Origin of the sequence: Anaerobacillus arseniciselenatis (assembly GCF_001865995.1) — a bacterium.
GTDB classification, from domain to species: Bacteria; Bacillota; Bacilli; order Bacillales; family Anaerobacillaceae; genus Anaerobacillus; species Anaerobacillus arseniciselenatis.
In genome coordinates this window covers 867,926-894,893 of record NZ_MLQQ01000001.1, presented here as the reverse complement: position 1 = coordinate 894,893, position 26,968 = coordinate 867,926, and the positions used below count along the sequence as shown (strand labels likewise).

Here is a 26,968-nt window from a genome sequence, read left to right as displayed (position 1 = left end):
TAGGAAGTGCTAAAAGTTGTTTATAAATTATATACGATTACCGTAGTACAGGAGTAAATTCTTGTGCTTTTTTTATTTTCACTTTAATGAATTTCATAATTCATTATTTTCGCCACGAAGATCAATATAGTTGCGTCAAAACCATTCGCAAACTATATATTGCGTGATGTGGCTCGTTTTTGGTAATTATGAAATTCACTCTAATACTAGGTTTTTTGTCCAAAATAAGATAAACTACTATATGAATTGGGGCTGTCCTACACAAAGTAGGCACAGTCACCGCACATACTAAAATATAAAAATGGTGTGATTTATTTTGTTAAAAGATGAATTTGATTTTATAAAAAGGATAAAACCAAAAAACATCCATCAAACTTCTTTAAAAAAAGGCATAGGTGATGATTCTGCCGTTTTTGAGGGGAGTAGTACGTTTGATGAGTTGATATGTATGGATACAATGGTAGAAGGAGTACATTTTACTAAACAAACGATGACGCCTTTTATGATCGGTTATAAAGCTCTCGCTGTGAATATTAGTGATATTGCTGCAATGGGTGGAATGCCTACATATTATCTTGTTTCTATTGCGATTCCGAGTGATTGGACAGAAAAGGAATTAAATGAAATCTATGCTGGAATGTCATTGTTAGGGAATGATTATTCTGTCGATCTAATTGGTGGAGATACGGTTTCCTCTAAACAAGGCTTAATCGTTACAGTGACCGTTTGTGGTAGAATTGAAAAAGGAAGAAGTTTGTACAGAGATCAAGCTCAGCCTGGAGATTATGTTTTTGTTGTAGGTGAAGTAGGTGCTTCTGCCGCTGGATTAGAACTATTGTTAAAGCATGGTTATAACTACCCATATACAGATAGTGAAAAGAAGTTACTTCAAGCCCACCAACTCCCAGAGCCGCAAGTAGAAGCAGGACGGATTTTAGCGAATGCTAATGAGAGAATTTCGTTAAATGACATTAGTGATGGACTTGCAAGCGAAGCAAATGAAATTGCAGAAGCGAGTAACGTAGAACTCACAATTGACTATGAAAAAATTCCGCGAAGTGACTACATAAAAAACTATTCAGACGATCAGAAAAAGAAGTGGAGCCTTTTTGGTGGTGAAGATTATCAATTAGTAGGAACGATGCCAAAAGAGGCATTTACTAAAATTAATCAAACGTTTAATCAAAAAGGGGTAAAACTTACAATTATAGGTGAAGTAACTACAGGCCACGCAAATGTGTATATAACGATGAACGGTAAAAAAGAACGGTTACATAAACAAGGTTTTAATCATTTTAAATAAAAGGTGAATGAAATGGATAACTATACAATACATGCAGCATCTCCAGAAGAAACGATGAAGTTTGCAGAGTGTTTAGGTGAAGCTATAGAAGCCGGCACTGTGATCACATTAGAAGGTGATTTAGGTGCAGGGAAAACCCATTTTACGAAAGGGTTAGCCAAAGGCCTAGAGGTAAAAAAGACGGTGAATAGCCCGACATTTACGATTATTAAAGAATATAAAGGACGACTACCACTTTACCATATGGACGTTTATCGTGTTAGTGGTAGTGAAGAGGATTTAGGTTTTGATGAATATTTTTATGGAGAAGGTGTCACGGTCGTTGAGTGGGCAAGCCTCATTGAAGAGCAGCTTCCAAATGAGCGACTTGCGATTGAGATTTTTCATGAAGGAGATCATCACCGGAAAGTTTTACTTACACCACACGGAGAAAGATACAATCTATTATGTAAGGAGCTATTAAATAAATGAAAGCTTTAGCTATTGATACTTCTACTTTTGTGATGGGTGTTTCTGTAGTAGATGGGGATCAAGTATTAGGAGAAGTAATTACAAACTTGAAAAAAAATCACTCGATTCGTTTAATGCCAGCTATCGATGAGTTAATGAAGGATACCGGAGTTCGCCCTAATCAACTAGAGCGAATTATTGTTGCACATGGTCCTGGTTCTTATACAGGAGTAAGGATAGGAGTAACGACAGCGAAAACATTAGCTTACTCGTTAGGAATTCCTCTTGTTGGTGTGTCTAGTATCGAAGTGTTAGCGCAAAATGGTCGTTTTTTTAACGGGGTAATATCTCCTATTTTTGATGCGAGAAGAGGGCAAGTATATACTGGTCTTTACGGAGATATGAATGGTGAATTTACGAATATCGCTCGTGATCAAATTTGTCTTGTTACAGATTGGGCGAGTCATTTAAATAGTCAATACGAAAATGTTCTTTTTTTAGGAAATGATATTTCCATCCATAAAGAAATTATTATCGAAAAGTTAGGGGATAAGGTTCAGTTCGGTCAAATAAGTGATCATAACCCACGTCCTAGTGAGTTGGCAAGGGTAGGAATTGCTAAGGAGCCGACAAAAGACGTTCATTCATTTACCCCGAATTATATTCGTTTAGCAGAGGCTGAGGCGAATTGGTTAGCTAATCAAGAAAAATAAGTTGTGGATAAGGTAGTTGGTTATGGAAGAGAATTTTACGATTAGGTATATGGTAGAAGAAGACATAGATAATGTATTAAAAGTAGAGAACAATTGCTTTGCAACACCTTGGAGCCGTACTGCCTTTGTAAATGAATTAATCAATAATAAGTTTGCCCATTATCTCGTATTACAGTGCGGTGAAGAAATCATCGGTTATTGTGGATTGTGGATCATCGTTGATGAGGCCCATATTACGAATATCGCGATTGAAAATAATTATCGTGGCAAAAATCTTGGGGAAAGATTATTAGTTCATGCAATGGATGTTTCCCGATCATTAGGTGCAATTAAAATGACGTTAGAAGTGAGAGTATCTAACCATATAGCACAAAGCCTTTATAAAAAGCTAGGATTTAATTCAGGTGGAATTCGAAAAAATTATTATACTGATAATCAAGAGAATGCTCTTGTTATGTGGGTGGGATTATAAATGGATAAAAAATTAATATTGGCAATTGAAACGAGTTGTGATGAGACAGCGGCAGCCGTTATAAAAAATGGTAATGAAATATTATCGAATATAGTCGCATCTCAAATCGAAAGTCATAAACGATTTGGTGGAGTTGTTCCTGAAATTGCATCAAGACACCATGTGGAGCAAATAACAGTCATTATCGAAGAAGCGATGAAAGAAGCTAACGTAACATATAACGATTTATCAGCAATTGCTGTTACCGAAGGACCTGGACTTGTAGGTGCACTTTTAATTGGTGTTAATGCTGCGAAAGCTTTGGCATTTGCTCACAGCTTACCTTTAATAGGTGTTCATCATATTGCCGGGCATATTTATGCTAATCAACTTATTACTGACTTGTCGTTTCCATTAATGACATTAGTCGTTTCTGGAGGACATACAGAGCTTGTTTATATGAAAGAGCACGGAAGCTTTGAAGTGATCGGTGAAACGAGAGATGACGCTGTCGGAGAGGCGTATGATAAAGTAGCTAGGACATTAAATTTACCATACCCGGGAGGCCCTCATATAGATCGTCTAGCAGCAAGTGGTGAAGCTTCAATTGATTTACCGAGAGCATGGCTTGAACCAGATTCATATGACTTTAGTTTTAGTGGTTTAAAGTCAGCGGTTATTAACACTTTACATAACGCAAAACAAAAAGGAATTGAAATTTCTAAAGAAGATCTTGCGGCAAGCTTCCAAGAAAGTGTCATCGAAGTGCTTGTGGAAAAGTCAAAAAGAGCTGCCACGGAATATGACGTAAAGCAATTTTTAGTAGCTGGTGGAGTAGCCGCCAACAAAGGACTTCGCGAAAAATTGAAAGAACAATTTACAGAGTTAGGAATTGAACTCGTCATTCCCCCTCTATACTTATGCACAGATAACGCAGCGATGATCGGAGCAGCTGCTTTTGTACATTTAGAAAAACAACAATTCACAAGCTATACATTAAACGGAAATCCAGGACTTGATTTAGAAAACGACTAAATGAACGAGACTGTTCCTAAGGAATGGTCTTTTTGTAATATTTTTAGACAAAGTTCTTCGTTATTTCCGAGAAATACCTAAAATTATTCAACATTCAACAGTAAAATTCAAAACATAAGTTCAAAGTCAATAGAGAACGTAGGTACTTATTAACAACTCAACTGTGGACAATGTGGATAACGTCTGAAAAAGCAGTCCAATTAGGAAAAAACATGTGAATAAAAAACATGGGGATAACTTCTGTGTAATTGTGCATAACTTTTAAAAAGCTTATCATATCAGTGTTTAAACTGTGGGTGAAATTGTTGATAATGTGGATATGTCAGAAAATTAACGGTGGATGAAGTTGTCATGGTGATGATTAAAAGGATAACATTCATATGTATTTTAGTTATGTTAATAGTTTGTGGAAAAGCTGTACAAGCTGGTGAGGAAGCTAGCGACTTAACCTTAATTGTTGTTCCGGATTTTTCTTTTCAAGAAGTCAAATGGCTGAGAGAGAATGGACAGTTCTTACACTTGTGGGAAACGAGTGGAATGTCTGGGATGAACATTCGTCCAGATGGACCTTACTCTTATTTGAATAGCGCAGTAAGCTTAAGTACTGGTGTTAGAGCTTTAGGAATAGTAGATTGGAATGCATATATGAGTGGAGAGGTTGTTGATAACGTTTTCGCAGAGGAACTTTATCAACAATGGACAGGGAATACTGTTGAAGAAGGAGTTATTTTTCACCCTCTACTTCATAAACTTGTGGATAAAAATAATAAAGTTGAAATCGGGATCATTGGCGAATCCTTAAAGCAATACGGTGTAAGTCGCTACGTGATTGGAAATAGTGACGTTAATGAGAAAAAAGTACGTTACGGTCCTCTTTTTACGATGGATAATAAGGGATTAACCGGAGGGGCACTAACTGAGGCAACGAAAAAAAGTATTGGTGCACCATCAGGGGTAGAGATGGATGTGGATAACATTTATGATTGGCTATCTACCATTCAAGAAAAGGATGAACGGAGTTTTACGGTGATTGAATGGGGAGATGTCTTTCGCTTGTACGATCAAAAAGAAAATATGAGTGAGGCATATTTTGTTGAAAGGTATGAGCTAAGTTTAATAAACCTAGAGATGTTTGTTCATAAGTTATTAACAGGGGATTATGTAGAAGATTTAATGTTGTTATCCCCAATGGTCCACAGTGATGCTTATCAAAATAAAGAGCGACTTGCTCCATTTTTTTATTGGGGTAAAGAAGAAGGTGTTATCCAAAGCTATCTTTTACGATCGGATACAACGAGACAAGATTTTGTCATTAGTAATTTAGATATTGCACCGACGATTTTAAACTTTTATCGCATTCCACAAAAAGGACAATTCATAGGGAAGCCTATTCAAAAAGAAGTTATTAATGAAGCAGTTCTAGAAGAAGGCTTAAAAAATCTTGATTTAATGTTTCTAGTGTTTAAATCGAGAAATGTCGTCTTATCTAGCTATATAACTTTATTAGTGTTGTTATTAATTATCGTTAGCTTAATTATCTTAGTTAAGGATAAAAATGAGACATTCAAGAAGATTGCAAAAGTTCTTCTCATTAGTGGGGTTAGCTCGCCGTTGTGGTTTTTAATCACACCTTATTTATTAAACTATATCCAACCTAACGTTTATTTGTTATTCATTATTTTTTGTAGTTTTTTAACAGGCTATTTATTCGTTAAGCTTGTCCGTAATCCGATATTCGTTTTAAGTGGTGCTATTTTTATAAGTATTTCAGTCGATTTATTTTTTGGTAATTATTTTATGCAGCGCTCGTACTTAGGATATGATCCAATTATAGGGGCGAGATATTACGGAATTGGTAATGAGTTTGCTGGTATATACTTAATCTCAGGCTTATTGCTCGTACAGCAACGATATTTTAGAAATTGGTTTGTGTTAATGATGCTCGCTTTAGGAACAATCATCATTTTAAGTTCTACTTACCTTGGAGCTAATGCAGGCGCAACAATATCGGCAGGTGTAATGTTCGGATTTTTTTATTACCGTTATTATTTCACTGATTTTCAATGGCGAAAGTTATTAATCATCATTAGCTTTGTGGTGCCGGTCGTTTTAGCGATCTTGTTCTTTACACAGTTAAATGGGAAAGAGTCTCATATTGGTTATGCCTTTTCGAAGCTATTTAGTGGCGATTTTACGTATATTTTAGATACGATCAAGCGTAAGTTGGAGATGAATTGGAAAATCTTTAGATATAGTAATTGGACACAGTTATTTGTAACGACGTATCTTTTAATTGCTTTATATTTATGGCGCCGAAAAAAAATTGTCGGGAATGAAGTGAAGCGAGTACTAATTCAGACGGGTGTCGTCGCTTCGATAACTTTACTAATTATAAACGATTCAGGAGTAGTATCTGCTGCTACATCAATGTTCATCATCGTCTGTACGAGTTATTATTGGGCGTTAGAAGAAGGGTAGTGTTGAGTTGTAGTTTTGAGTGAAGAGTGTTGAGTTGTTTGTGGGTTACGCTCCGAAGCATGAACTTTATATTAAAACAATAATTGTATCTTGGTTTTCGCCTCGAAGCGTAACATTCACTAACTCAAAACTCAACATTCAAAACTCAAAACTGACAACGAACTCAACACTCTAAACTTCTAATTCCGTCCATTCTTCCATTAATTCATCGAGTTCTTTTTTTAGTTTTTCTATTTCATCGTTTAATTCACTAACGCGGTTGTGGTCTTGGTAAATTTCAGGATCACAAAGCGCTTCTTCTTTTTCGGATACCGACGTTTCTAACTGTTCAATATTTTGTTCAATTTCTTCAAGGCGGCGTAAGCGTTGTCGTTCTTTTCGCTTTGCTTCTTTGTCTTGTAAAAATGATTGTTTATTCGGTTGTTCTTCTAATTGTTCCGATTTTTTTTCTTTTGTTTCTTTAAGTTGTTCTCGTTCTATGTTTTCTTGTTTTTTCATGATGTAATAATCATAATCACCGATATAGTCGATGAATCCTTCTTTGGTCATTTCGACGACACGAGTAGCCATTCGGTTAACGAAGTAACGGTCATGGGAAACGAAAAGAATCGTACCAGGATAATCGATTAATGCATTTTCTAATATTTCTTTACTATCTAAATCAAGGTGATTTGTAGGTTCGTCTAGGATTAGAAAATTGGATTTTAGCATCATTAGCTTTGCTAATGCAACTCGAGCTTTTTCACCGCCACTAAGGTCAGCAACATTTTTTAAAACATCCTCACCACTAAATAGGAAGTTCCCTAAAATCGTTCGAATTTCTTTTTCAGGAGTTAGGGGATACTCGTCCCAAAGTTCATATAATACTTGTTTATTTGAAGTTAATTTTGCTTGTTCTTGGTCGTAGTAGCCAATTGATACATTACTACCGTATTTAATTGAACCTGCTAATGGCTCTATTTCTTTCGTAATTGTTTTTAAAAGTGTCGACTTACCAATTCCGTTCGGCCCGAGTAGAGCAATACTTTCAGAACGGTTAATCGCTAACGTTAAATTTTCAAATAAGGTTTCTTGTGGAGAATAGCCACCAGAAAGCTGCTCAATTCTTAAGACATCATTTCCTGTTTGTTTTTTTATTTCAAAAGAAAAATTTGCCGATTTTTCATCACCTTGGGGTTTATCGAGTTTTTCCATGCGCTCTAGTTGTTTTCGTCTACTTTGCGCTCTTTTTGTTGTTGAAGCTCTGACAATGTTTTTTTGAACGAATGTTTGCAGCTTTTCAATTTCTTCTTGCTGCTTTTCGTATTGTTTCATTTCCAGTTCATAACGTTTTGCCTTTTCTTCTAAATAATAGCTATAGTTTCCGACAAATTTAGTTGCTTTTGTCCGTGAAATTTCATAAACAATATTGGTGACTTTATCTAAAAAGTAACGGTCATGAGAAACGATTAAAATCGCTCCTTCATAATGAAGTAAATATTGCTCTAACCATGCTAGTGTTTCTAAATCTAAATGGTTCGTAGGCTCGTCCAATATAAGGAGATCTGGGCGTGTTAATAACAACTTCCCTAATGCAAGCCGTGTCTTTTGTCCACCACTTAATGTTGATATTTTTGTAGAATAGTCTTTATCGGAAAATTTTAAGCCAGACAAAATCCCACGAATATCGGCTTCGTACTGGTAACCACCTTTTTGTTTAAAAGTTTCTGATAGTAGATCGTACTCATTTAAAAGTTTTTCGTAATTACTCTCATTATTAATAAAAGTAGGATCGGACATTTTAGTTTCAAGACTCCGTAGTTCTTTTTCCATTTTTATAAGATATTCAAAAACAGAAAGCATCTCTTCCCAAATCGATCGTTCCGATTCTAAACCAGTGTCTTGCGCTAAATACCCCATCGTCACATCTTTGGGAATAATAATATCTCCGGAATTGTAAGAAAGTTTTCCAGCAATAATTTTTAGTAGCGTTGACTTACCAGCACCATTCCGACCAACAATCGCTACGCGGTCTTTTGATTGGACTTCTAGTTTTATATTCGATAATATTGGTTCAGCACCAAATGTTTTCGTTAATTGAACGCATTGTAAAAGTATCATTTTTCATCATCCTAACCTAAAGTGGCATTACATATTTTAATAAAGTATAATCATACAATTAGTGTACCGAATCGCAACGGGACAAGCAATGAAACTGCCAATACAAAATACATCTATTGTTACTAGCGAAACGGACATTATATAGGAAAAAAGAGATATTACATTTATGTAACAACTTTTGAAACGGTTACAAAATTGACAAAATAGTGTACAATATATTTGTATGAAATGAAAGGGGACATTTGATTATGTCATCGTTTACGCATTTTAATGAACAAGGTCGCGCAAAAATGGTAGATATTTCGGAGAAGAATGAGACAGTTAGAACCGCTTTAGCACGAACGAGTGTGGAAGTAAATAAGGAGATTTTTGAGAAAATTCAGGAAGGTTCTATCGGGAAAGGCGATGTTTTAGGTGTAGCTCAAGTAGCAGGGGTAATGGCTGCGAAAAAAACCGCTGATTGGATTCCGATGTGTCATCCATTAGCGTTAACAGGTGTTGACGTTACATTTGAATGGTCCGAAAAAGCAACAAGTCATATACTGAATATTTTTGTGAAAGTAAAAACAAAAGGAAGTACTGGAGTAGAGATGGAAGCATTAACGGCAGCTTCCGCAGTAGCTTTAACTGTTTATGATATGTGTAAAGCGGTTGATAAAGGGATGATAATAGGCCCTACATATTTAGTGGAAAAAACAGGTGGAAAAAGTGGAGATTTTAAAAGAGAGAAACCGTTAGATTAAAAAGTTATGTACCGTATAAAGGGGAAAAAGGCCGGAAGTTTAGGATGTTTTTTATGTTGAAAAGGTTTGGCGAAGAGCCAAGTTTTTCTAAAGTGCTTGTGTGAAATGGTATACAATGTAACAAGAAATGATGAGGATAGAAAATGGGTATTTTCACACCCATAATTTAGTTTTGCCCTTTATCCAGAAAGGTACAGGTTGGAGGCAGATAATGAATATCGATCAAACAAAAATACCTCAAGCAACAGCGAAACGCTTACCTTTGTATTATCGTTTTTTAGAAAACTTACAAGCTTCAGGTAAACACAGAGTATCATCTTCCGAGTTAAGTGAAGCGGTGAAGGTAGATTCAGCAACAATTCGACGAGACTTTTCATACTTTGGTGCATTAGGAAAAAAGGTTATGGGTACAATGTAAATTACTTATTAACTTTTTTTAGAAAAACGTTAGATCAAGATGAAGTAACTAAAGTATCGTTAATCGGAGTCGGTAATTTAGGTACCGCATTTTTACATTATAACTTTTCGAAAAATAATAGTACAAAAATTGAAATGGCTTTTGATGTAGATGAAAGTAAGGTTGGCTCAGAGCTAGGCAGTGTCCCAATTTATCATTTAGATGATTTAGAGGAAAAGTTAGATCCAAGTATCTCGGTAGCCATTTTAACAGTTCCTTCGGCAGTTGCACAAAAAGTTGCCGATCGTCTAGTCGCTAAAGGTGTTAAAGGAATTTTAAACTTTACGCCTGCAAGATTATCAGTACCGAAAAATGTAAGGGTTCATCACATTGATTTGTCAGTAGAATTGCAATCATTAATTTACTTTTTAAAGCATTATCCAATGTAACCACGAGTATTCCTCGTGGTTTTTTCTATTCAATTTGCTAACAGATTGTGGTATAGTAAAGGGGATGTATTTCGATAAACGAAAGGAATTTGATCATGCGAAAATTGTTTCCTGAAAAATGGCTTGTCGTGATCGCGGTGTTATTAGGAACTTTTACAATAATATTAAATAATAGTATGTTGAATCCCGCCGTTCCTCACTTAATGAAGGTGTTTGATGCTGATGCTGTATCAACCGGCTGGGTTATCACGATTTTTATGGTAACGATGGGTGTGACAATGCCACTCACAGGTTATTTAGGTGATAAATATGGTAAGAAAAAATTATATTTAATCGGGTTACTTATTTTTATTACTGGCTCAACGTTAGGGTCGTTTTCTTGGGATTTAAATTCGTTAATCTTTTTCCGTGGACTCCAAGGGGTTGCAGGTGGATTAATGATGCCATTATCAATGGCGCTAATCTTTGAGGCGTTCCCAAGAAACGAGCGTGGACTTGCTACAGGTATTTGGGGAATTGCAGCAATGATGGCACCAACCATCGGTCCAACTGTCGGAGGTTTTATTATTGAGACTGGAAGCTGGCAATGGCTATTTTTATTTAATGTACCAACAGGGTTACTAGGGTTAGTCATTGGAGCAATGTACTTAAAAAATACGAATAAAGTAAATGGCATTTCCTTTGATAAATGGGGATTTGTAACGGTTACAGCAGGGGTTGGAGCTATTTTATTTGCTTTAGGTAGAATTTCAGCACTTGAGCATTTTACTGAACCTTTAAATATCGGGTTAATTGTATTTGGCTTTATTTCACTATTTATTTTCGTGAAAATTGAAAACAGAATTGAACAACCTTTACTTGATTTATCGATCTTTAAAAATAAAGCTTTTACGTACAGTGTCTGGGTTGCCATTTCAACGTCATTAGCGTTGTTTGGCGGGATTTTCCTCATTCCATTACTCATACAACATGTATACGGTTTAGGGGCCATTATTACCGGGTTAATCTTCTTACCCGCAGCTCTATGTACAGGGATTTTCATGACGATCGGTGGGAGATTGCTTGATCGTAAAGGACCTTTATTAGTTGTAACGAGTGGCTTAGTAGTGACTGCGATTGCTACTTTAGCATTAGGATTCACATCTATGGAGACGTCACTTGCTGCTATCTTTGTTTTAATGGCACTACGTGGCGTCGGCCAAGGTTTTTCAACAATGCCAGCACAAACGGCAGGCATGAATGCAATTCCCGACCAATTTATTTCAAGAGGTTCGGCAATGAACAATGTATTACGGCAAATGAGCTCTGCTTTAGGGATTGTATTTATTTCAATTTTTTATGAAGTCCGTCGTGTGCAAGTTTATGCGAATGTAGAAACGATGGAACAAGCTAGTCTGCAAGCAATTAACGAAGGGTTTATTATTCTTGGGATCATTGCGGTAGTAACAATTCCTTTTGGTTGGTTACTTGGAAAAGAATCAGAAAAACTTGAAAAGAAAGATTCCCTTTCAGCGTAAGATAAGAGATTTTTCGAAAAGTGGAGACACCATATGGAAAATTCCTTAATACAATACTATTTAAAAATTCGTAATCTATGTTATGATAGAAAAAACAATATTTCACAGTTGCGGGAGCCTAGAAGACTAGGTTGAGAAGTTGACTGATCTGTCACAGACCGTTTAAACCTGATCTGGATCATACCAGCGGAGGGAAGACTATTCTATGTACTTTTAAAACATGTCTTTTTAGGCCGCATCGTGTATGATGTGGTCTTTTTCGTTGTTTAAACAAAATTTAGGAACAAGGAAAGCTGTCTAGCTTACGCTTTTCTAAATAAGGAGGAGAAAAAATGGCAAAAGATTTATTAAATATCGGTGGGGTTGAACTAAATAGTCGCCTTTTAATTGGTACAGGGAAATTTAATGATGACGCGATAATTCCTGATGTAATTAATTCTTCACAGTCACAAGTAATTACAGTAGCGATGCGTCGCGTTGATTTTGAAACAAGTCAAGAAAACATTATGAAGTATATTCCTAAAGATATGATTCTTTTACCGAACACATCTGGAGCAAGAACTGCTGAGGAAGCGGTACGAATTGCAAGACTTGCTAGAGCGGCTGGTATGGGTAATTGGATTAAAATCGAAGTGATATCCGACCAAAAATACTTACTTCCAGATAACTATGAAACAATTAAAGCGACAGAAATTTTAGCGAAAGAAGGATTTATCGTTTTACCATATATGAGTCCAGATTTAATGGTAGCCAAAAAATTAGAAGAAGTAGGTGCCGCAGCAGTGATGCCACTAGGAGCGCCAATTGGTACAAATAGAGGATTAAAGACGAAAGAACTTATTGAGATCTTAATTGATGAGTGTGAAAAGCCAGTCATCGTTGATGCAGGAATCGGTAAACCATCACAAGCTTGTGAAGCGATGGAGTTAGGAGCTGATGCGGTGTTAGTCAATACAGCTATTGCTACAGCAGGTGATCCTATCGTTATGGGTGAAGCATTTAAAAATGCAGTAGAAGCAGGTCGCGCCGCATACTTATCTGGTGTTGGTGGAGTAACGAAACGAGCAGTAGCGTCATCGCCATTAACTGGGTTTTTATCAAATTAATTATAGTTTTGAGTGTTGAATGTTGAGTTTTGAGTTATTTATAGGGTATGCTTCGAAGTATTTGCCTGTCATGTGAAGAGCAGTTTTCCAATTATTTTTCACTCCGGAGCATAGCTTTCACCAACTCAAAACTCAAAACTGAAAAAGGAAGGAGTTTTTTCGTGAGTTTTTATTATGAATATGAAAAGCTAAAGGAGTTACCTTTAGATCAATATTTTCAGGATTTTACTGAAGCAGATGTTAAAAGAGCTTTAAGCAAAAGAAGACTCGATAGCGATGATTTACTAGCACTGTTATCTCCAGCGGCAGAAAACTTTTTAGAAGAAATGGCCCAAAGATCACATGAATTAACGGTCCAGCATTTTGGTAAAACGATTATGTTGTTCAATCCTATTTATATTGCCGATCATTGTGTTAACCTTTGCACGTATTGCAGCTTTAGTGTTACGAATCAATTTGAGCGCAAAAAACTTTCGATGGAAGAAATCGAGGTTGAGGCAAAAGCACTATCAGAAAAAGGGTTAAAACATATTTTAATACTTACCGGTGAATCGAAAGTACACACACCAGTTGCTTATATTGCAGATGCTGTTCGTGTATTAAAAAAATATTTTCCGTCGGTAGCAATTGAAATTAACCCCCTTGATACGGATGAATATAAGCAGCTTGTCGATGCAGGAATTGATGGACTTACGGTATACCAAGAAGTATACAATGAGGATATGTATAAATCGATTCATGTAAAAGGACCTAAGCGTGATTATCGTTATCGAATGGACACACCGGAACGTGGTTGTGAGGCAGGGATCCGACAAGTAAATATCGGTGCGCTTTTAGGGTTAGAAAATTGGCGTAAAGAAGCATACTTTACCGCAATGCATGCGAAATATTTACAATCTAAATATTTAGATGCAGAAATTAGTCTTTCATTGCCACGAATGCGCCCTCATATAGGAGAATTCCAACCTCCAGAGATCGTAGAAGACCGTCATCTCGTTCAGGCAATTACCGCATTTCGATTATTTTTACCAAGATCAGGTATTACGTTATCGACAAGAGAACCTCAAGAATTACGTGACAACTTGATTTATTTAGGGGTGACAAAAATGTCGGCTGGTGCGAGTACTGAGGTTGGTGGGTATTCACAATGTGATACAGGTCAAGCTCAATTCGACATATCCGATGAGCGTTCTTTAGAAGAAATTCAAAAGATGATTAAAGAGAAAGGTTACCAACCTGTTTTGAAGGATTGGGAGCTTTTAGTATAGTGGATTATAAAGAAAGGATCGTCTACCTGTTCGAGGCTTGACGATCCTTTTTTTGAAGAAATAACTCACTTGTTGGTGAGATTATTTAATAAAGCTAGTGTATTATTCGTTTATGCAACAAATGTTAATCATCTTTTTTTTCGGTTGTTTTTGGCTTTAGTGTTAAATACCTTATTCCGATCATGAAATCGTAAGCAGCGATGGCCATTAAAGCGATTGTGAACAGGTCAAATGTGCCAGAACGGCTACTTTGTTGAATGGCTAAATAAACAAAACTAAAACCCATAAAAAGATACATATAACCCCAAAAACGCGGTGATTTCATTTAAAATAGTCCTCCAATAAATCCTTGCATTTCCTCTAAATTTCTTTGTAGCTCTAAAAGTTGATCTCCAAAAATAACTTGAACGATCATAACAAAGCTATTTAAGGCAACGTGTGCGATGATCGGTACGATAATGCGCTTTGTTTTCACATATAGGAAAGCAAAGACGATCCCCATAAATGTATAGACGAGTAAATGCTCAAAATCCATATGAACAGCCGCAAAAATGACTGAACTAAAAATGGCGGCAATCCAGAAGTTGAAACGTTTATAAAGGCTTCCGAAAATAATCATTCGGAAAATAATTTCTTCTAAGATTGGACCAATGACTGCTACGACTAAAATTAGAGCCGGGGTTGCTTTTGCCATTTCAACGATCATTTCGGTATTTTCAGATCCAGGTTCGATTCCAAAAACACTCATTTCAATAAGAACGGCAAAGTATTGGGCGGCGAATGCCATAAAAATACCAGTAAATCCCCATAGAATAGCATCGCTTCTCGTACTGCGGTCACGGACTAAGTGACGATCTTTCATATCTTGTCTTAACAGAAGTAAAATTATGATTAAACCAGTAGAAAAACTAAATAAAGTCCAAATTCCCGGTATTTGCTTTTCATCCATTCCCATTAGCATTAAAATTGGAATACCGATAATAGCTGATAACTGCATTAAAATATAAGTTAGTAAGACTAACCAGTACCTTTTTGTCAAATTGAAAACTCCTTTTTAAAATTTATAATTGTAAGAATTTGTTTGAGAAACTCGATAAGATAGCTACTGACCCAATCACACCATGGATTACAGCTTTGAGATTACTCCATGTAGCTTTGCGACGAGTAACCGCATGAGCACCTCTTTCTAATACGGAAAAGGCGGATGATTTCCTTCTCATCGCTGTGACCTTCTAACGAATCTCAGAGGCTCGTTCACGAAATCATCCGCCTTTTTCATACAAAACCCGCCTGACGACATATCGTCACTATCTAATATGAAAAGTTGGGCGAAGGTCCTAACCAACTAGCCACAAACCAACAAACCAACAATCCAACTAAAATCACTTCTATAATTTTAACACAAAACTCTTTAATTTATGGATAAAAAGCATTATAAAAATCTTAAAACGACTCTGTAATAATGAATTTCATAATTCATTATTAACGCCATTAAGTAACTATATGTAGTTGCGTTAAACCGCTCGCAACTACATATAGTTTGATATGGCTCAATTTAGGTAATTATGAAATTCACTCGTATAAATATACTATAAAAGGTCAAAATTAATGAAGGATAATTTTTCAAGTTCACTATCACTAGTTTTTAACGTTATTTTGTAATTGTTTAAGAAAAATGAAGGTTATCTCTATAATTGAAGGTAAAGCCAAGTTTTTCTAAAAAATTAGTAAAAATACTTGCAAAATAGAATTGAAATGATTATCATAATAATTGTGTTAGCACTCGTAAGACCTGAGTGCTAATAACTAAAAAATAAGTTAAATGAGGGAGGTTGTTTTCCTTGTTAAAGCCATTAGGTGATCGTATTGTGATCGAACAAGTAGAAACTGAAGAAAAAACTGCTAGCGGAATCGTACTTCCGGATTCAGCGCAAGAAAAGCCACAAGAGGGGCGTGTAGTTGCTGTAGGTTCTGGCCGCATTTTAGAGAGTGGCGAACGTGTAGCATTAGAACTTAAAGAGGGAGATAAGGTTATCTACTCTAAGTACGCAGGCACTGAAGTTAAACTTGATGGTAAAGAATACTTAATCCTTCGTGAAAACGACGTATTAGCGATCGTTAACTAATATAGTTTCTAAATTTTATGTAAATAGTTTTAAAAGTCTATTTTACATGAAAAGCACATAAGAAGCTATGAAAGTATCTTTAAAATACGTAGGAACTCATTCCTACTACATAGAAAATTAGGAGGTAGAAAAAATGGCAAAGGAAATTAAATTTAGCGAAGACGCACGTCGCGCTATGCTTCGTGGTGTAGACGCTTTAGCTGATGCTGTAAAAGTAACATTAGGACCAAAAGGACGTAATGTTGTATTAGAGAAGAAATTTGGTTCACCTCTTATTACAAATGACGGTGTAACAATTGCAAAAGAAATCGAGCTTGAAGATGCATTTGAAAATATGGGTGCAAAATTAGTTGCAGAAGTTGCTAGTAAAACAAACGATATTGCTGGTGACGGTACAACAACTGCAACAGTATTAGCACAAGCAATGATCCGCGAAGGGTTAAAGAACGTAACAAGTGGTGCTAACCCAATGGTACTTCGTAAAGGTATTGAAAAAGCGACTGCAAAAGCTGTTCAAGAGCTACAAGCAATTTCAAAGCCGATTGAAAGTAAAGAATCAATCGCACAAGTTGCTGCTATTTCTTCTGCTGATGAAGAAGTAGGACAATTAATTGCTGAAGCAATGGAGCGCGTTGGAAACGACGGAGTAATTACAATTGAAGAATCTAAAGGATTTAACACAGAGTTAGAAGTTGTAGAAGGTATGCAATTTGACCGTGGTTACGCTTCTCCGTACATGGTAACAGACTCTGACAAAATGGAAGCAGTTCTTGAAAATCCATATATCCTTATTACTGATAAGAAAATTGCTAACATCCAAGAAATCTTACCTGTTCTTGAGCAAGTTGTTCAACAAGGTAAGCCAATCTTACTAATCGCTGAAGATGTTGAAGGTGAAGCACTTGCAACATTAGTTGTAAATAAACTTCGTGGAACATTTAACGCAGTTGCTGTTAAAGCTCCTGGTTTCGGTGACCGCCGTAAAGCAATGCTTGAAGATATCGCTATCTTAACTGGTGGTGAAGTAGTTACTGAAGATCTAGGTCTTGACCTTAAATCTACAGCAATTACTCAATTAGGACGCGCTTCTAAAGTTGTTGTAACAAAAGAAAACACAACAATTGTAGAAGGTGCTGGTCAGACAGATCAGATCGCAGCTCGCGTAAAACAAATCCGTGCTCAATTAGAAGAAACAACTTCTGAGTTCGATAAAGAAAAGCTTCAAGAGCGTCTTGCTAAATTAGCTGGTGGAGTAGCAGTAGTTAAAGTTGGTGCTGCAACTGAAACTGAGCTAAAAGAGAAGAAGCTTCGTATTGAAGATGCACTTAACTCAACTCGTGCAGCAGTAGAAGAAGGAATCGTATCTGGTGGTGGAACAGCACTAGTTAACGTTGTTAACGCTGTGAAAACTATTGAAGCTGAAGGCGATGAGCTAACAGGTGTTAACTTAGTTCTTCGTGCACTTGAAGAGCCAGTACGTCAAATCTCTCACAACGCAGGTCTTGAAGGTTCAGTAATCGTTGAACGTTTAAAGAACGAAGAAGTTGGAATTGGTTTCAACGCTGCGACTGGTGAGTGGGTAAACATGATCCAAGCTGGTATCGTAGACCCTACAAAAGTTACTCGTTCTGCACTTCAAAACGCAGCAAGTGTATCTGCAATGTTCTTAACGACAGAAGCAGTTATCGCTGATAAGCCTGAAGAAGGTGGAGCTCCTGCAATGCCTGATATGGGCGGCATGGGCGGAATGGGTGGCATGGGCGGCATGATGTAAACTGCCCCTTGAACCCTTGGTATGAATGGGTTTGTTAGTAAGGTGAGAGTGGTTTGCTAACATTTTGCTAACATTGAGGATAATTAACGGAGGCTTCTCATAAGTTCACTGAACTTTTGAGAGGCTTCTTTTTTCATTTCTTGCGTCACATGGAGGTACACATTTTTTGTGATTTGGTCATCAGTATGACCAAGCCGATCCATGATTTGTTCCAGTGACACACGAGCCTCGGCAAGAAGGGACGTGTGCGTATGTCTTAAACTGTGTGGTGTTAGTTCTTGGTTTAAATCTGCCAAAGCAAGTAACCGTGCCATTCGGTTTTGCACAGTCTTAATGACGATAGGATAGCCATGTAGCCTTTCCATTTTGGCAAAGATAAAGTCGTGGTTGTAGTAATCACTACCTAAATGTTCCATGACTTTCATTTGCACTTCTTTGTGTTCTTTTAGCGCGTTAATGATCACTTCATCAACAACAATTTTTCGTCGTGACTTTTTTGTTTTTGGTGTTACTAACTGATAGTTCCTCGTATTATTATTTGGATTATAATACGTTTTCGTAATGCTGATGGTATGATTAAGAAAATCAATATCCTTCCACTTAAGAGCGACCAATTCTCCAACACGAATTCCTGTGTAGGCAAGAACAAGGAACACCAAGTAATCGAGTTCTAACCCATAATTCTTGGCTGTTCTTAAAAACAATGCAAGCTCTTCCTTTTCAAGGTATTTGGGAATTTCCTCTTCCTCAAGCTGTTCAATCGTTTTCTTGTCCCTTTTTACATAAGCAAACTCCGTCGGATCTTTCTTAATTACCTCTAGCTCTAGTGCCTTTCGGAAAATCATTCTTCCTGTTTGGTTAATCCCCTCTCTGGTTCTATCGGAATACCCTTGTTCCTTTAAATCGTTAAGAGCATCTTGGTACATTTTTCTTGTGATGTCTTTTAATTTTAATTGGGCAAAGTAGGGTAACAATTTTCCGATTTCATGAAGACGGACGCGAATGGTTCCTGGCTTTACCTCTTTCGACTCACTGTAGATGGGAAGCCACTCTTTTGCAAAGTCACTAAAGGTTTGATCCGTTTCTTCCACATATGTTCCTTGGCTTAACTCATAAATAAGCGTAGTCGCAGCGGCTTCAGCTTCCTCTTGGTTTCGAAAACCACTTTTTGTCTTCTGTTTTCTTTTGCCAGTAAGGGGGTCTGTCCCGATATCCACTACAAAAGCCCACTTAGCACCACAAGTACATTTTCTCTTCTTTTTGCATGTGCACCCTCTTTTGAAGATATGTCCTTTCATTTCATTGAATAACCTCGCTTTCATAAAAATGATCTGTTACAAAATTTCATTATGCCCTTTGAAGAAGAAAAAATTCATACATAGATTTTTACAGCAGAAAGGCGATATGATATTTAGATCCTTGGCCATGTCCTGAATTAATCGTCATAACCAAAAGTAGTTTATTAAAAAAGCACTTGCCCTTTTCACGTTTTATTTTTTCCGAGAATTAATATAGAGGGTTATGTGGTTACACTAAATTTTTTAATTTGATTATTCTAAATAGTTATAACAAAAGAGAAAAATAATCTGTTAAAATTAATATAGAGAATTAGCAAAAATTGGAGAAAAATGTTTTAAATAGACAGAAAGGATGAGAAGAATGGGGTTAAATTTTAGAGAAGATAAAGATTTAGTCTTTTTAAAGTATAGTAATAATGAAGATTTAGAGATCCTCGTAAATTATTTAACCAAAAATCAAAAAGGTAAAAAGAGATTTAATTCTGAATTAGCTATGGAGCGTAAATATGTAGATAATACTCCAAATCATCAGGCTTACTGGGATCTGATTGCTGCTGAACTTCAAACGTATGGATCAAATGGGGTTGCTAGAGTAATACGTGGGAATAAAGGTGTTTATTATAAAGAAATATTAATTGATGTTTGTAAAAAATTGAAAGTAAATTTTAACAATAAAAGTGATGTAGTAATTATTGAAAGAAACTTACTCATGAAAATTCTGACGGATTCTCTGGAAAAAATGGATAATGAAGAATTAAAAAAGGTAATTGAAGAACTTGATTTAAAAATGGATACCTTTAATAAACAAGCTGTACTAGTGGCAATACAGGCTGCAATTAAAGCTGGAGGATTTAAATCCTATCAATTGGCGATGATTGTAGCCAATGCAGTATCCAAACAATTATTAGGAAGAGGAATAGCACTAGGCGGAAATGCTGCACTTGCAAGAGTATTAGGAATATTTGCCGGCCCCGTAGGATGGACTATCATGGGCTTATGGACTGCAGTTGATTTGGCAGGTCCTGCATACAGAGTAACTATACCATCAGTTATTCAGGTTGCTTATATGAGAGCTGTATTTGATGAAGAGAGTTGATTATTAAGAACCCCATAACTAAGGAGTGAGAAAATGGAAGTGAAATTTGATGAAATAACTAAAAAAATTCAGGAGGAATATGAGGAATTAAAGGCTAACGTTGAAAAACCGAATATACTAATTACTGGAGGTACAGGCGTTGGGAAAAGTTCCTTAATTAATACTGTTTTCGGTAAAGATTGGGCTGCCACAGGTGTTGGTAGGTCGGTAACTAAAAATACTCAAGCATATGAAGATGAAGATCTTTCGTTAGTCTTATTTGACACAAAAGGATATGAAATCGGGAGTGAAGAACAAAAGAACTATTTGAAAGAGATAGTTGAATATGCCATTTTAAACAGGTCTATTCCAGAAAAAAGTATCCATCTGGTATGGTATTGTATTCAGGCGACTAGTGCAAGATTTCTGGATTTTGATGAGAGGATAATAAAAACACTAAAAGACAACAATATCCCTGTTGCTGTTGTATTTACTAAATGTGATTTAGTTTCAAGAGATGACCTTGATATGTTAAGAAGTACAGTACATAATTCACTGCCAGAAGTACAGACATACGAAACTACAATAGATTCATCATTAAATTATCTTGAGTTAAATAGCTTGATTGATTGGTCCCTTATAAATTTACCTTCTGCTTTAGAACTCGCTTTTATTTCTGCACAAAAAATTAATTTAAATATTAAAAAGAAAAAGGCAAAGAACATTATTATTCAGCATACCTCCGGAGCGGGTTTTGTAGGTTTAACCCCGGTGCCTTTTTCAGATGCACCGGTTCTATTAGCAAATCAGGCGACTTTGTTTGCAAGAATAATATATGTATACGAAATGAACTTCCTGTATAAGCGATTAAAAGAGTTTGCTATAGGGATTGGCCTGCCAGGATTAGTTACTAAAGGTGGTGTTTGGGTTGCTGGACAACTGCTTAAATTTTTCCCTGGTATTGGAACTTATGCTGGCGGTTTAATTACAGGCGGGGTAGCTGCGTCGATTACTGCAGGAATTGGTTTTGGACTCTCTGAAACATGTTATAGAATTAATCAAAAAGTGCTTGATGGAGAAATAGAAGATGTTGAGCAATTTATAAATAATATCGACGATGAGTTTATTGATATTATTAAGGGTGCGGTAATAAAAGAAACACAAAAATTTATGGATAAAGAAAAGGAAGAAAACAATTGAGCTATAAATATAATGTTGTCGTAGTTGGTAAGACCGGTGTAGGGAAAAGTACTTTGATTAATTATTTATATGGTGAAAAAGTCAGAGAAGCGAAAACGGGGAAACCAGTTACTGAGAGAGGGTTCCATCCGATAGATATACAGATCAATCAGTTACCTATAACTTTATTTGATTCCTGGGGACTAGAAGTAGGTAAGGATAAAGAATGGTTGGATGAGTTAGAAGATGAATTATCCAAGCGGAGCCTTGATACTTCACCTAAAAGCTGGTTCCATTCCGTGTTCTATTGTATTTCAACCGGGGGACACAGAGTGGAAGACTTTGATAAAAAAATAATTGGCAAATTTCTTGAAGAGAAATACAAAGTAACGGTGATTTTCACCAAGGCAGACAACATAACCGTTGAAGAAGGCGAAAATCTAAAGAAAGAATTGAGTGATTTTAAAGATATTGATACAGTATTTGTTTGTGCGGAAGAAAAGAAAATGATGAATGGTACAATTACTAAACCGTTTGGGAAAGAAGAAATTAAAGAAGTAACATTAAGAAACTTCTGGGAGTCTCTAATTATCAGGTTGCCAGCAAGATATGAAAACATTATTAAAAATGAAATAAATCATTTTATTAAATCGCTGCACTCTGAGCATGTAGATAAACTTTCAATCGCAGGTTTAAATAAAGAGAATGTTTATGATGCAATTTTAGAAGATTGCAGACTTTTTATCAAAAAGCGCTTAAATAAAAAAACAAGAGATTTTGTGATTGAGCTAAAAGAAACATATAAAAATTATAGTATTTTCGCTAAAGAACTAAATTTAGAGACTGAAAACTTCAAGTTTGAATTTGGGGATGAACTGACAATAACATATGAAGAAGACCAGGAGCTCCACATTATTTTAAGGGACATACTTATAGGAAAAAGAAAATCGGTGGTAGAGTCAGACTTAACTTCTTTTATTAACAAGTTCAGATCAAAGTTAATGCTGGAACAGGAGAAGAGGAAAAAAGAAATAGAATCAACGTTAATAGAGGTTAGTGAAGGTGTTTTAAACTAATCAAATTTTTAAAACTAAATACTAGAAAAAGCCAAAATATGATTATTTTATTTATTTTTCATATTTTGGCTTCTGCTGCGACTGATTACTAAGCGCTTTCCATGAAGTTATCAAATTTATCAGATGCTTCTTTCTTCACAGGATCTGTTACATGAAGGTATATCTTCCTGGTTATTGCATCATCAAAGTGGCCTAAGCGATCTTTAATGTCCTCGAGTTCTACTCCAGCTGCTGCAAGTAGTGAAGTGTGTGTATGACGTAAACTGTGAGGGGAAAGTTTGGTATTTAAATTGGCTAATTTAAGTAATCTTGTCATCCTATTTTCCACTAACTTTGTTAAGATAGGGAGGCCTTGATGGCTTTTAACATTTGTAAAAATAAATCCCTTATTATTGTATGAATCCCCTAATCTAGCAATGATTGTTTCTTGTTCTTCTTTATATTTCTTTAACATTTCAACAACAAGGTTTGATACCACAATTTTTCGTTTGGATTTCTCTGTTTTAGGTAGTACTAATTCATATTTAGCGATATTGTTATATTCGTTATAGTACGTTTTGTTAATGCGGACAGTTCGCTTTGTGAAATCAATATCTTTCCATTTAAGTACAACTAACTCACCTACCCGCATCCCTGTATACGCTAACAGAGTGAATATGAGAACATCCATAAACAATCCATATTTCTTAGCTGCATCCAAAAAGACTTTGAGTTCGTCTTTTTCAAAGTAATTTGGAAGATCCTCATCCTGATTCTTCTCATCATCTGTTTCATTGATTACTTTCGGATCCTTTTTTATATAGACCTTCTTTGTCGGATCTTCTCTTATCAGTTTCTTATGGACGGCCATATCAAAAATCATTTTACCCGTTGCAAGAATGCCCTCCAGTGTACTTTTGGCCAAATTATTAGCCTTTAAATCATCTAATGCTTCTTGGAACATTTCCTCTGAAACATTTTTTAGCTTTATGTGAGCAAGGTAGGGGAGCAATTTTTTTATTCCATATTTTCGAAGCCGAATGGTTCCTGGTTTAGGACAAGTTCGGTCAATGTACATAGGCAACCATTGCTCAGCAAAGTCCTTAAATAAAATCTTTGACTCCTTGATAAAAGTACCTTGTTTCACATCAGTTATTAACGCTGCTACAGCATCTTCTGCATCTTTCTTTGTTTTAAAACCGCCCTTAGATATTTGTCGTCTTTCTCCAGTTTTCGGGTCGGGTCCAATGTCTACCCAGTATGTCCATGTTTTTCCACAAGAACATTTTTTAGGGTCATCACACTCACAATTCCTTCTTTTATAATAACCTTTCATACCTATTGATTACCTCGCTTTCAAGTTTATTTATGAACAAAGGTAGGAAGAGGCTCAAAAAACTTTTTTTAGAGCCTTTTCCAATTACATTTGTTTGCATCAACCATTATGCTGATTTTTTATCTTTCAATCGCTTTATCCATAGTTTCAAATCAGTCTTTTCAACCCTTTTGGAATTACCAATTTCATAGTTAGGAATTCCACCTTGATCAACAGGAACTTTAAATAACTCGTAAACTGTTTTTCTAGCTATTCCAAGGAATTCGCTAATTTGTTGTGCTGTCAAAGTATCCGGTAGGGATTCCCAAGTTGTGTATCTTTTTGTTTCCTTCATAAAATTACCTCCTGTTAGGTTAAAAGAAAAACCCCACAGATGTAATAGGAGACACACGCATTCCAAGACAACAAGGTGGTGTAATAGAAAATTAACCATCTTATTTCTTGACTGGATGGGTGCTTCCTCATTCCAATCTGTGGGGTTTGTTTAACCCGGTTGATTTTATTCTTTCTTGTTTCCATGTTAACTTATTAATTATTGAATGGCGAACATAGGTACATAAAAATTTTTACTTATCTAGAGTTGTTACCTTTTACCGCATCATTCCATTGTTTAAAGTCCCTTTTGTCTACTCTTATTGTTGCTCCGATTTGAAATGTAGGAATACCACCATGATCAACATGAATTTTAAATAACTCATAAACCCTTCTTCTGGACATCTCCAGGATTTCGCACACTTGCTGTGCTGTCAAAAAAACCGGTAGAGATTCCCAAGGGATGTACTTTTCTGTTTTTTTCAACTTTCATTACCTCCTGTTAAATCAAAAATAAAAACCCCACAGATATGGAAAGAAAGGCAGACTGCATCCTAAGATAATAAGATCACACTGAAGTAATCTTATACTTGGATTGGCAGGTCCTTCCTGATCCAATCTGTGGGGTTGACCCAATTGATTTTATTTAATTTGATTATGTTAAACATCATAAAATGATATATATTGAATTGTCAAGCGCTAAATTGCGGTTTGATTATTTTTGTTGAAAACAATGAATCGAATTGATAACATGTTTACTGCGTTATTACTAATAAAAATATATTGAAACTTTTCTTTTAAAGATTGGAGATTATCCTATTTCTTAACCAAAAATGTTTCTCTTAAAAAATTTTTGACTTATGTTTGATAAGCTACTTTTTTTGTGATAGATTTAAATCATAAGCAGTTCAAGAAAGTTATTGAAAGCTTAGTAATATAATTTAATAGTCTATTTTTAAATAGATTTAGAGCAGAAGCACTGCCTCTATATCTGCAGAAGTACACCATAGGTGTGTCTTCTACAGATATAAGGGCAGTGCTTTTTTTGTTTCTTTATGCTACTAGAAAATAGATTTGCGTTTTAAGTTTTGAAAAAAATATGTAAGGGGGATTTTTTATGCAAACCCAAGATCCAATGCAGCTATCTTTATTTGATTTTACTTTTGAAGAAGCACATCAAGGAAGCAACTCAGATGATCATTCTTCGGAAGGTAATTTGACTGTTTCTGAAAATGATTTTTCTGGTGCTTCTCCAAATGACATTTCTGAACAGGATGGTGTGGATATGGAAGAAAAACAATCCGTTGAGAAAGAAGAAGATACCGTTTCGGAATTTGATGGGATAAGCAGTGTAGAAGGCTTTTTGAAGAAGTATATTTCTGGAACTGGAGAAGAGAACTTAAGTACATGGTCCGGAAGTTATCTGACAAAAAATTCGGTGGAACTAGGTTTAAAATCAAGCATGCTTGCGCATAATGGAGATAAATTTACGCAGAAAGAGTTGATCTCCATTATGGAAAGCTTATTTCAAACCTCTCATCAAAAGGCCGTGATTCCCTTAGGGGAGAAGGGATTAAAGCAGTGGTTCATTGACAATCTGATCAGTGAGCTAGAGGTCAAACCGATTCAACAGTTTTTAGTAAAGCGGTCGAAAAAGCTCAATTATAAATCGGTATTCCAACTCATTTTACGGTTTACTGAATTTGAGTCAATGGTCAGTAAGGCGACTCGTAAAAAACCATCCGAACTTGGACGAGAAGACTTTTTGAATCCGGAACTCTATGCAGAGGTCATGACGAGTCAATTTTATTACCAAAACTTTGCTTTATTTTACAAACAAATGAATCCCTTTACCGAATCCTCTTTAACGTATACACCGAAAGAACGGATAGAGGTGGTGCTGCCGCCAGCCGTGCAATCGTTTCTGATGTATAAAAAGCGGCAGGGAACAACACCTGAGCGGTTAGATAAGTACCGATATGATCTGCATCGTTACTTACGATGGTCCTGCAATGTTCTAAATGACTTTAGTGCTTATCCTATCGAAAAAGTTCCCTTTACTTTGTTCACGCAAGAACACTTAAAGACGTATAAAAACTATCTCATCAAGGGGGTCCAAAGCGGCCGGTTTGCAGAAAATGGTTCTATGAAACATTTCAAAAATATCAAAACGGTCTTTAGTACCCTCTATCATATGAGGTTTTTGAAAAGCGATATTACAAGAGGCATACGAAATATCGAGGGGGATGACTATCAATCTCGGTATATGCCAACGGATGCGGAGATCGAAAAGTTCTTTGCTGCTATTGATCAATATTCGGACGCGCCACAACTAGATAAACTTGCCTTCGGGTTTATGCTCTATCTTGGGTTTCGATCATGTGAACTGGCGAAATTACGTTGGGAAAACATTAATTGGAGCCTTCAGGATGTAAAGTTTACAGCAAAGGGAGGAAAGGTGCACTCCTTACCACTACCTCCACGGGTAATGGATCTCTTACAGGAGGTACAAAAGCAAGAGAACGGGTTAGTGTTTGGAAAAAAGGAACAACCACTAAGATCCCTCTTATCTTTAAAGTACCGAATCTATACCTTGATTGCAGACTGGAAAGAAGCGAGTGGCCCCCATCAATTGCGGCACGTTTATATTACGCGCCTAACCAAGCAAGATGTTGTACCCAAGGCACTTAAACGATTAGCTCGGCACGATTCACTGGCCACAACGTCCCTTTATATCCACCGGACAGAGGACGAAGTGAAAGAAAAAGCACAACAGATTTCCTTTCCGTGGGAGGTGCATTAA

24 protein-coding genes, 1 pseudogene and 1 riboswitch are annotated in these 26,968 nt (G+C 36.1%); of the genes and pseudogenes, 17 read left to right on the top strand and 8 right to left on the bottom strand.

Translation table 11 applies throughout. The features are described from left to right. Positions 1-316: 316 nt before the first annotated feature. The 6 genes from thiL to BKP35_RS04400 all read left to right on the top strand — a co-directional run bounded on the left by thiL (position 317) and on the right by BKP35_RS04400 (position 6,430). Positions 317-1,303 carry a thiamine-phosphate kinase gene (gene thiL / locus BKP35_RS04425; RefSeq protein ID WP_337959631.1) on the top strand — a complete coding sequence of 329 codons (987 nt, stop codon included), beginning with the start codon at positions 317-319 and terminating at the stop codon, positions 1,301-1,303. A 12-nt stretch (positions 1,304-1,315) separates the two neighbouring features. After that, positions 1,316-1,774 (top strand): tRNA (adenosine(37)-N6)-threonylcarbamoyltransferase complex ATPase subunit type 1 TsaE, encoded by a 459-nt coding sequence (tsaE, locus tag BKP35_RS04420; protein WP_071312153.1) that lies wholly within the window; start codon positions 1,316-1,318, stop codon positions 1,772-1,774. Then, entirely contained in the window at positions 1,771-2,466 is a 696-nt protein-coding gene (gene tsaB / locus BKP35_RS04415; protein WP_071312152.1) for a tRNA (adenosine(37)-N6)-threonylcarbamoyltransferase complex dimerization subunit type 1 TsaB, read from the top strand. Before tsaE ends, tsaB begins: the two co-directional genes overlap by 4 nt. A 22-nt stretch (positions 2,467-2,488) precedes the next feature. Next, entirely contained in the window at positions 2,489-2,938 is a 450-nt protein-coding gene (gene rimI, locus BKP35_RS04410; RefSeq protein ID WP_071312151.1) for a ribosomal protein S18-alanine N-acetyltransferase, read from the top strand. Then, positions 2,939-3,952 (top strand): tRNA (adenosine(37)-N6)-threonylcarbamoyltransferase complex transferase subunit TsaD, encoded by a 1,014-nt coding sequence (tsaD, locus tag BKP35_RS04405; RefSeq protein ID WP_071312150.1) that lies wholly within the window; start codon positions 2,939-2,941, stop codon positions 3,950-3,952. A gap of 357 nt (positions 3,953-4,309) precedes the next feature. After that, the gene (locus tag BKP35_RS04400; protein WP_169819131.1) at positions 4,310-6,430 is read left to right on the top strand and encodes a hypothetical protein; all 2,121 of its coding nucleotides are present in this window, start codon (positions 4,310-4,312) and stop codon (positions 6,428-6,430) included. Between the two features lie 171 nt (positions 6,431-6,601). On the opposite strand, the gene BKP35_RS04395 is transcribed toward BKP35_RS04400, so the two are convergent. Further along, a complete protein-coding gene (locus BKP35_RS04395; RefSeq protein ID WP_071312148.1) occupies positions 6,602-8,530 on the bottom strand; it encodes an ABC-F family ATP-binding cassette domain-containing protein in 1,929 nt (642 codons plus the stop codon). A gap of 248 nt (positions 8,531-8,778) precedes the next feature. On the opposite strand from BKP35_RS04395, the gene moaC reads away from it, so the two are divergent. The 5 genes and pseudogenes from moaC to thiH all read left to right on the top strand — a co-directional run bounded on the left by moaC (position 8,779) and on the right by thiH (position 14,010). Continuing rightward, positions 8,779-9,273 carry a cyclic pyranopterin monophosphate synthase MoaC gene (moaC, locus tag BKP35_RS04390; RefSeq protein ID WP_071312147.1) on the top strand — a complete coding sequence of 165 codons (495 nt, stop codon included), beginning with the start codon at positions 8,779-8,781 and terminating at the stop codon, positions 9,271-9,273. A 211-nt stretch (positions 9,274-9,484) separates the two neighbouring features. Continuing rightward, positions 9,485-10,119 (top strand): annotated as a pseudogene (locus BKP35_RS04385) (redox-sensing transcriptional repressor Rex). A 95-nt stretch (positions 10,120-10,214) separates the two neighbouring features. Beyond that, on the top strand, positions 10,215-11,636 hold the full coding sequence (locus tag BKP35_RS04380) for an MDR family MFS transporter (RefSeq protein ID WP_071312146.1): 1,422 nt from the start codon (positions 10,215-10,217) through the stop codon (positions 11,634-11,636). 100 nt (positions 11,637-11,736) lie between these two features. After that, positions 11,737-11,849, top strand: a riboswitch (TPP riboswitch). 119 nt (positions 11,850-11,968) lie between these two features. After that, positions 11,969-12,742, top strand: coding sequence for a thiazole synthase (locus tag BKP35_RS04375; RefSeq protein ID WP_071312145.1), 774 nt, complete (start codon positions 11,969-11,971; stop codon positions 12,740-12,742). A gap of 161 nt (positions 12,743-12,903) precedes the next feature. Then, positions 12,904-14,010, top strand: coding sequence for a 2-iminoacetate synthase ThiH (gene thiH / locus BKP35_RS04370; protein ID WP_071312144.1), 1,107 nt, complete (start codon positions 12,904-12,906; stop codon positions 14,008-14,010). 124 nt (positions 14,011-14,134) lie between these two features. On the opposite strand, the gene BKP35_RS04365 is transcribed toward thiH, so the two are convergent. Genes BKP35_RS04365 through BKP35_RS19360 form a run of 3 tightly spaced genes read right to left on the bottom strand, consistent with a single transcriptional unit; the run spans position 14,135 to position 15,230 of the window. After that, complete coding sequence (locus tag BKP35_RS04365; RefSeq protein WP_071312143.1) at positions 14,135-14,335, bottom strand: YdiK family protein; 201 nt, start codon at positions 14,333-14,335, stop codon at positions 14,135-14,137. Next, positions 14,336-15,049 (bottom strand): CPBP family intramembrane glutamic endopeptidase, encoded by a 714-nt coding sequence (locus BKP35_RS04360; protein WP_071312142.1) that lies wholly within the window; start codon positions 15,047-15,049, stop codon positions 14,336-14,338. A 22-nt stretch (positions 15,050-15,071) separates the two neighbouring features. Next, a complete protein-coding gene (locus tag BKP35_RS19360; RefSeq protein ID WP_169819130.1) occupies positions 15,072-15,230 on the bottom strand; it encodes a hypothetical protein in 159 nt (52 codons plus the stop codon). A gap of 621 nt (positions 15,231-15,851) precedes the next feature. On the opposite strand from BKP35_RS19360, the gene groES reads away from it, so the two are divergent. Both groES and groL read left to right on the top strand, forming a co-directional pair. Further along, entirely contained in the window at positions 15,852-16,136 is a 285-nt protein-coding gene (gene groES, locus BKP35_RS04355; RefSeq protein WP_071312141.1) for a co-chaperone GroES, read from the top strand. Between the two features lie 133 nt (positions 16,137-16,269). Next, complete coding sequence (gene groL / locus BKP35_RS04350; protein ID WP_071312140.1) at positions 16,270-17,910, top strand: chaperonin GroEL; 1,641 nt, start codon at positions 16,270-16,272, stop codon at positions 17,908-17,910. Between the two features lie 83 nt (positions 17,911-17,993). On the opposite strand, the gene BKP35_RS04345 is transcribed toward groL, so the two are convergent. Beyond that, the gene (locus tag BKP35_RS04345) at positions 17,994-19,208 is read right to left on the bottom strand and encodes a site-specific integrase (RefSeq protein WP_071312139.1); all 1,215 of its coding nucleotides are present in this window, start codon (positions 19,206-19,208) and stop codon (positions 17,994-17,996) included. Positions 19,209-19,569: 361 nt separating this feature from the next. Here BKP35_RS04345 and BKP35_RS04340 point away from each other — a divergent pair, with 361 nt between their 5' ends. The 3 genes from BKP35_RS04340 to BKP35_RS04330 are packed head-to-tail and all read left to right on the top strand — an operon-like array spanning position 19,570 to position 22,538. Further along, positions 19,570-20,304, top strand: a complete 735-nt coding sequence (locus BKP35_RS04340; RefSeq protein ID WP_071312138.1) for a YaaW family protein — start codon at positions 19,570-19,572, stop codon at positions 20,302-20,304. A 33-nt stretch (positions 20,305-20,337) separates the two neighbouring features. Next, positions 20,338-21,483, top strand: a complete 1,146-nt coding sequence (locus BKP35_RS04335; protein WP_084031430.1) for a GTPase — start codon at positions 20,338-20,340, stop codon at positions 21,481-21,483. Then, the gene (locus tag BKP35_RS04330; protein WP_071312137.1) at positions 21,480-22,538 is read left to right on the top strand and encodes a GTPase domain-containing protein; all 1,059 of its coding nucleotides are present in this window, start codon (positions 21,480-21,482) and stop codon (positions 22,536-22,538) included. The genes BKP35_RS04335 and BKP35_RS04330 overlap by 4 nt, the downstream gene beginning before the upstream one ends. 88 nt (positions 22,539-22,626) lie before the next feature. Here BKP35_RS04330 and BKP35_RS04325 read toward each other — a convergent pair whose 3' ends face one another. The 3 genes from BKP35_RS04325 to BKP35_RS04315 all read right to left on the bottom strand — a co-directional run bounded on the left by BKP35_RS04325 (position 22,627) and on the right by BKP35_RS04315 (position 24,651). Then, positions 22,627-23,853 (bottom strand): site-specific integrase, encoded by a 1,227-nt coding sequence (locus BKP35_RS04325; RefSeq protein WP_071312136.1) that lies wholly within the window; start codon positions 23,851-23,853, stop codon positions 22,627-22,629. A gap of 106 nt (positions 23,854-23,959) precedes the next feature. Next, complete coding sequence (locus tag BKP35_RS04320) at positions 23,960-24,187, bottom strand: helix-turn-helix domain-containing protein (RefSeq protein WP_071312135.1); 228 nt, start codon at positions 24,185-24,187, stop codon at positions 23,960-23,962. Between the two features lie 236 nt (positions 24,188-24,423). After that, the gene (locus BKP35_RS04315; protein WP_071312134.1) at positions 24,424-24,651 is read right to left on the bottom strand and encodes a helix-turn-helix domain-containing protein; all 228 of its coding nucleotides are present in this window, start codon (positions 24,649-24,651) and stop codon (positions 24,424-24,426) included. Positions 24,652-25,282: 631 nt separating this feature from the next. Between BKP35_RS04315 and BKP35_RS04310 the strand changes: the two genes are divergently transcribed. Next, positions 25,283-26,968, top strand: a complete 1,686-nt coding sequence (locus tag BKP35_RS04310) for a tyrosine-type recombinase/integrase (RefSeq protein ID WP_071312133.1) — start codon at positions 25,283-25,285, stop codon at positions 26,966-26,968.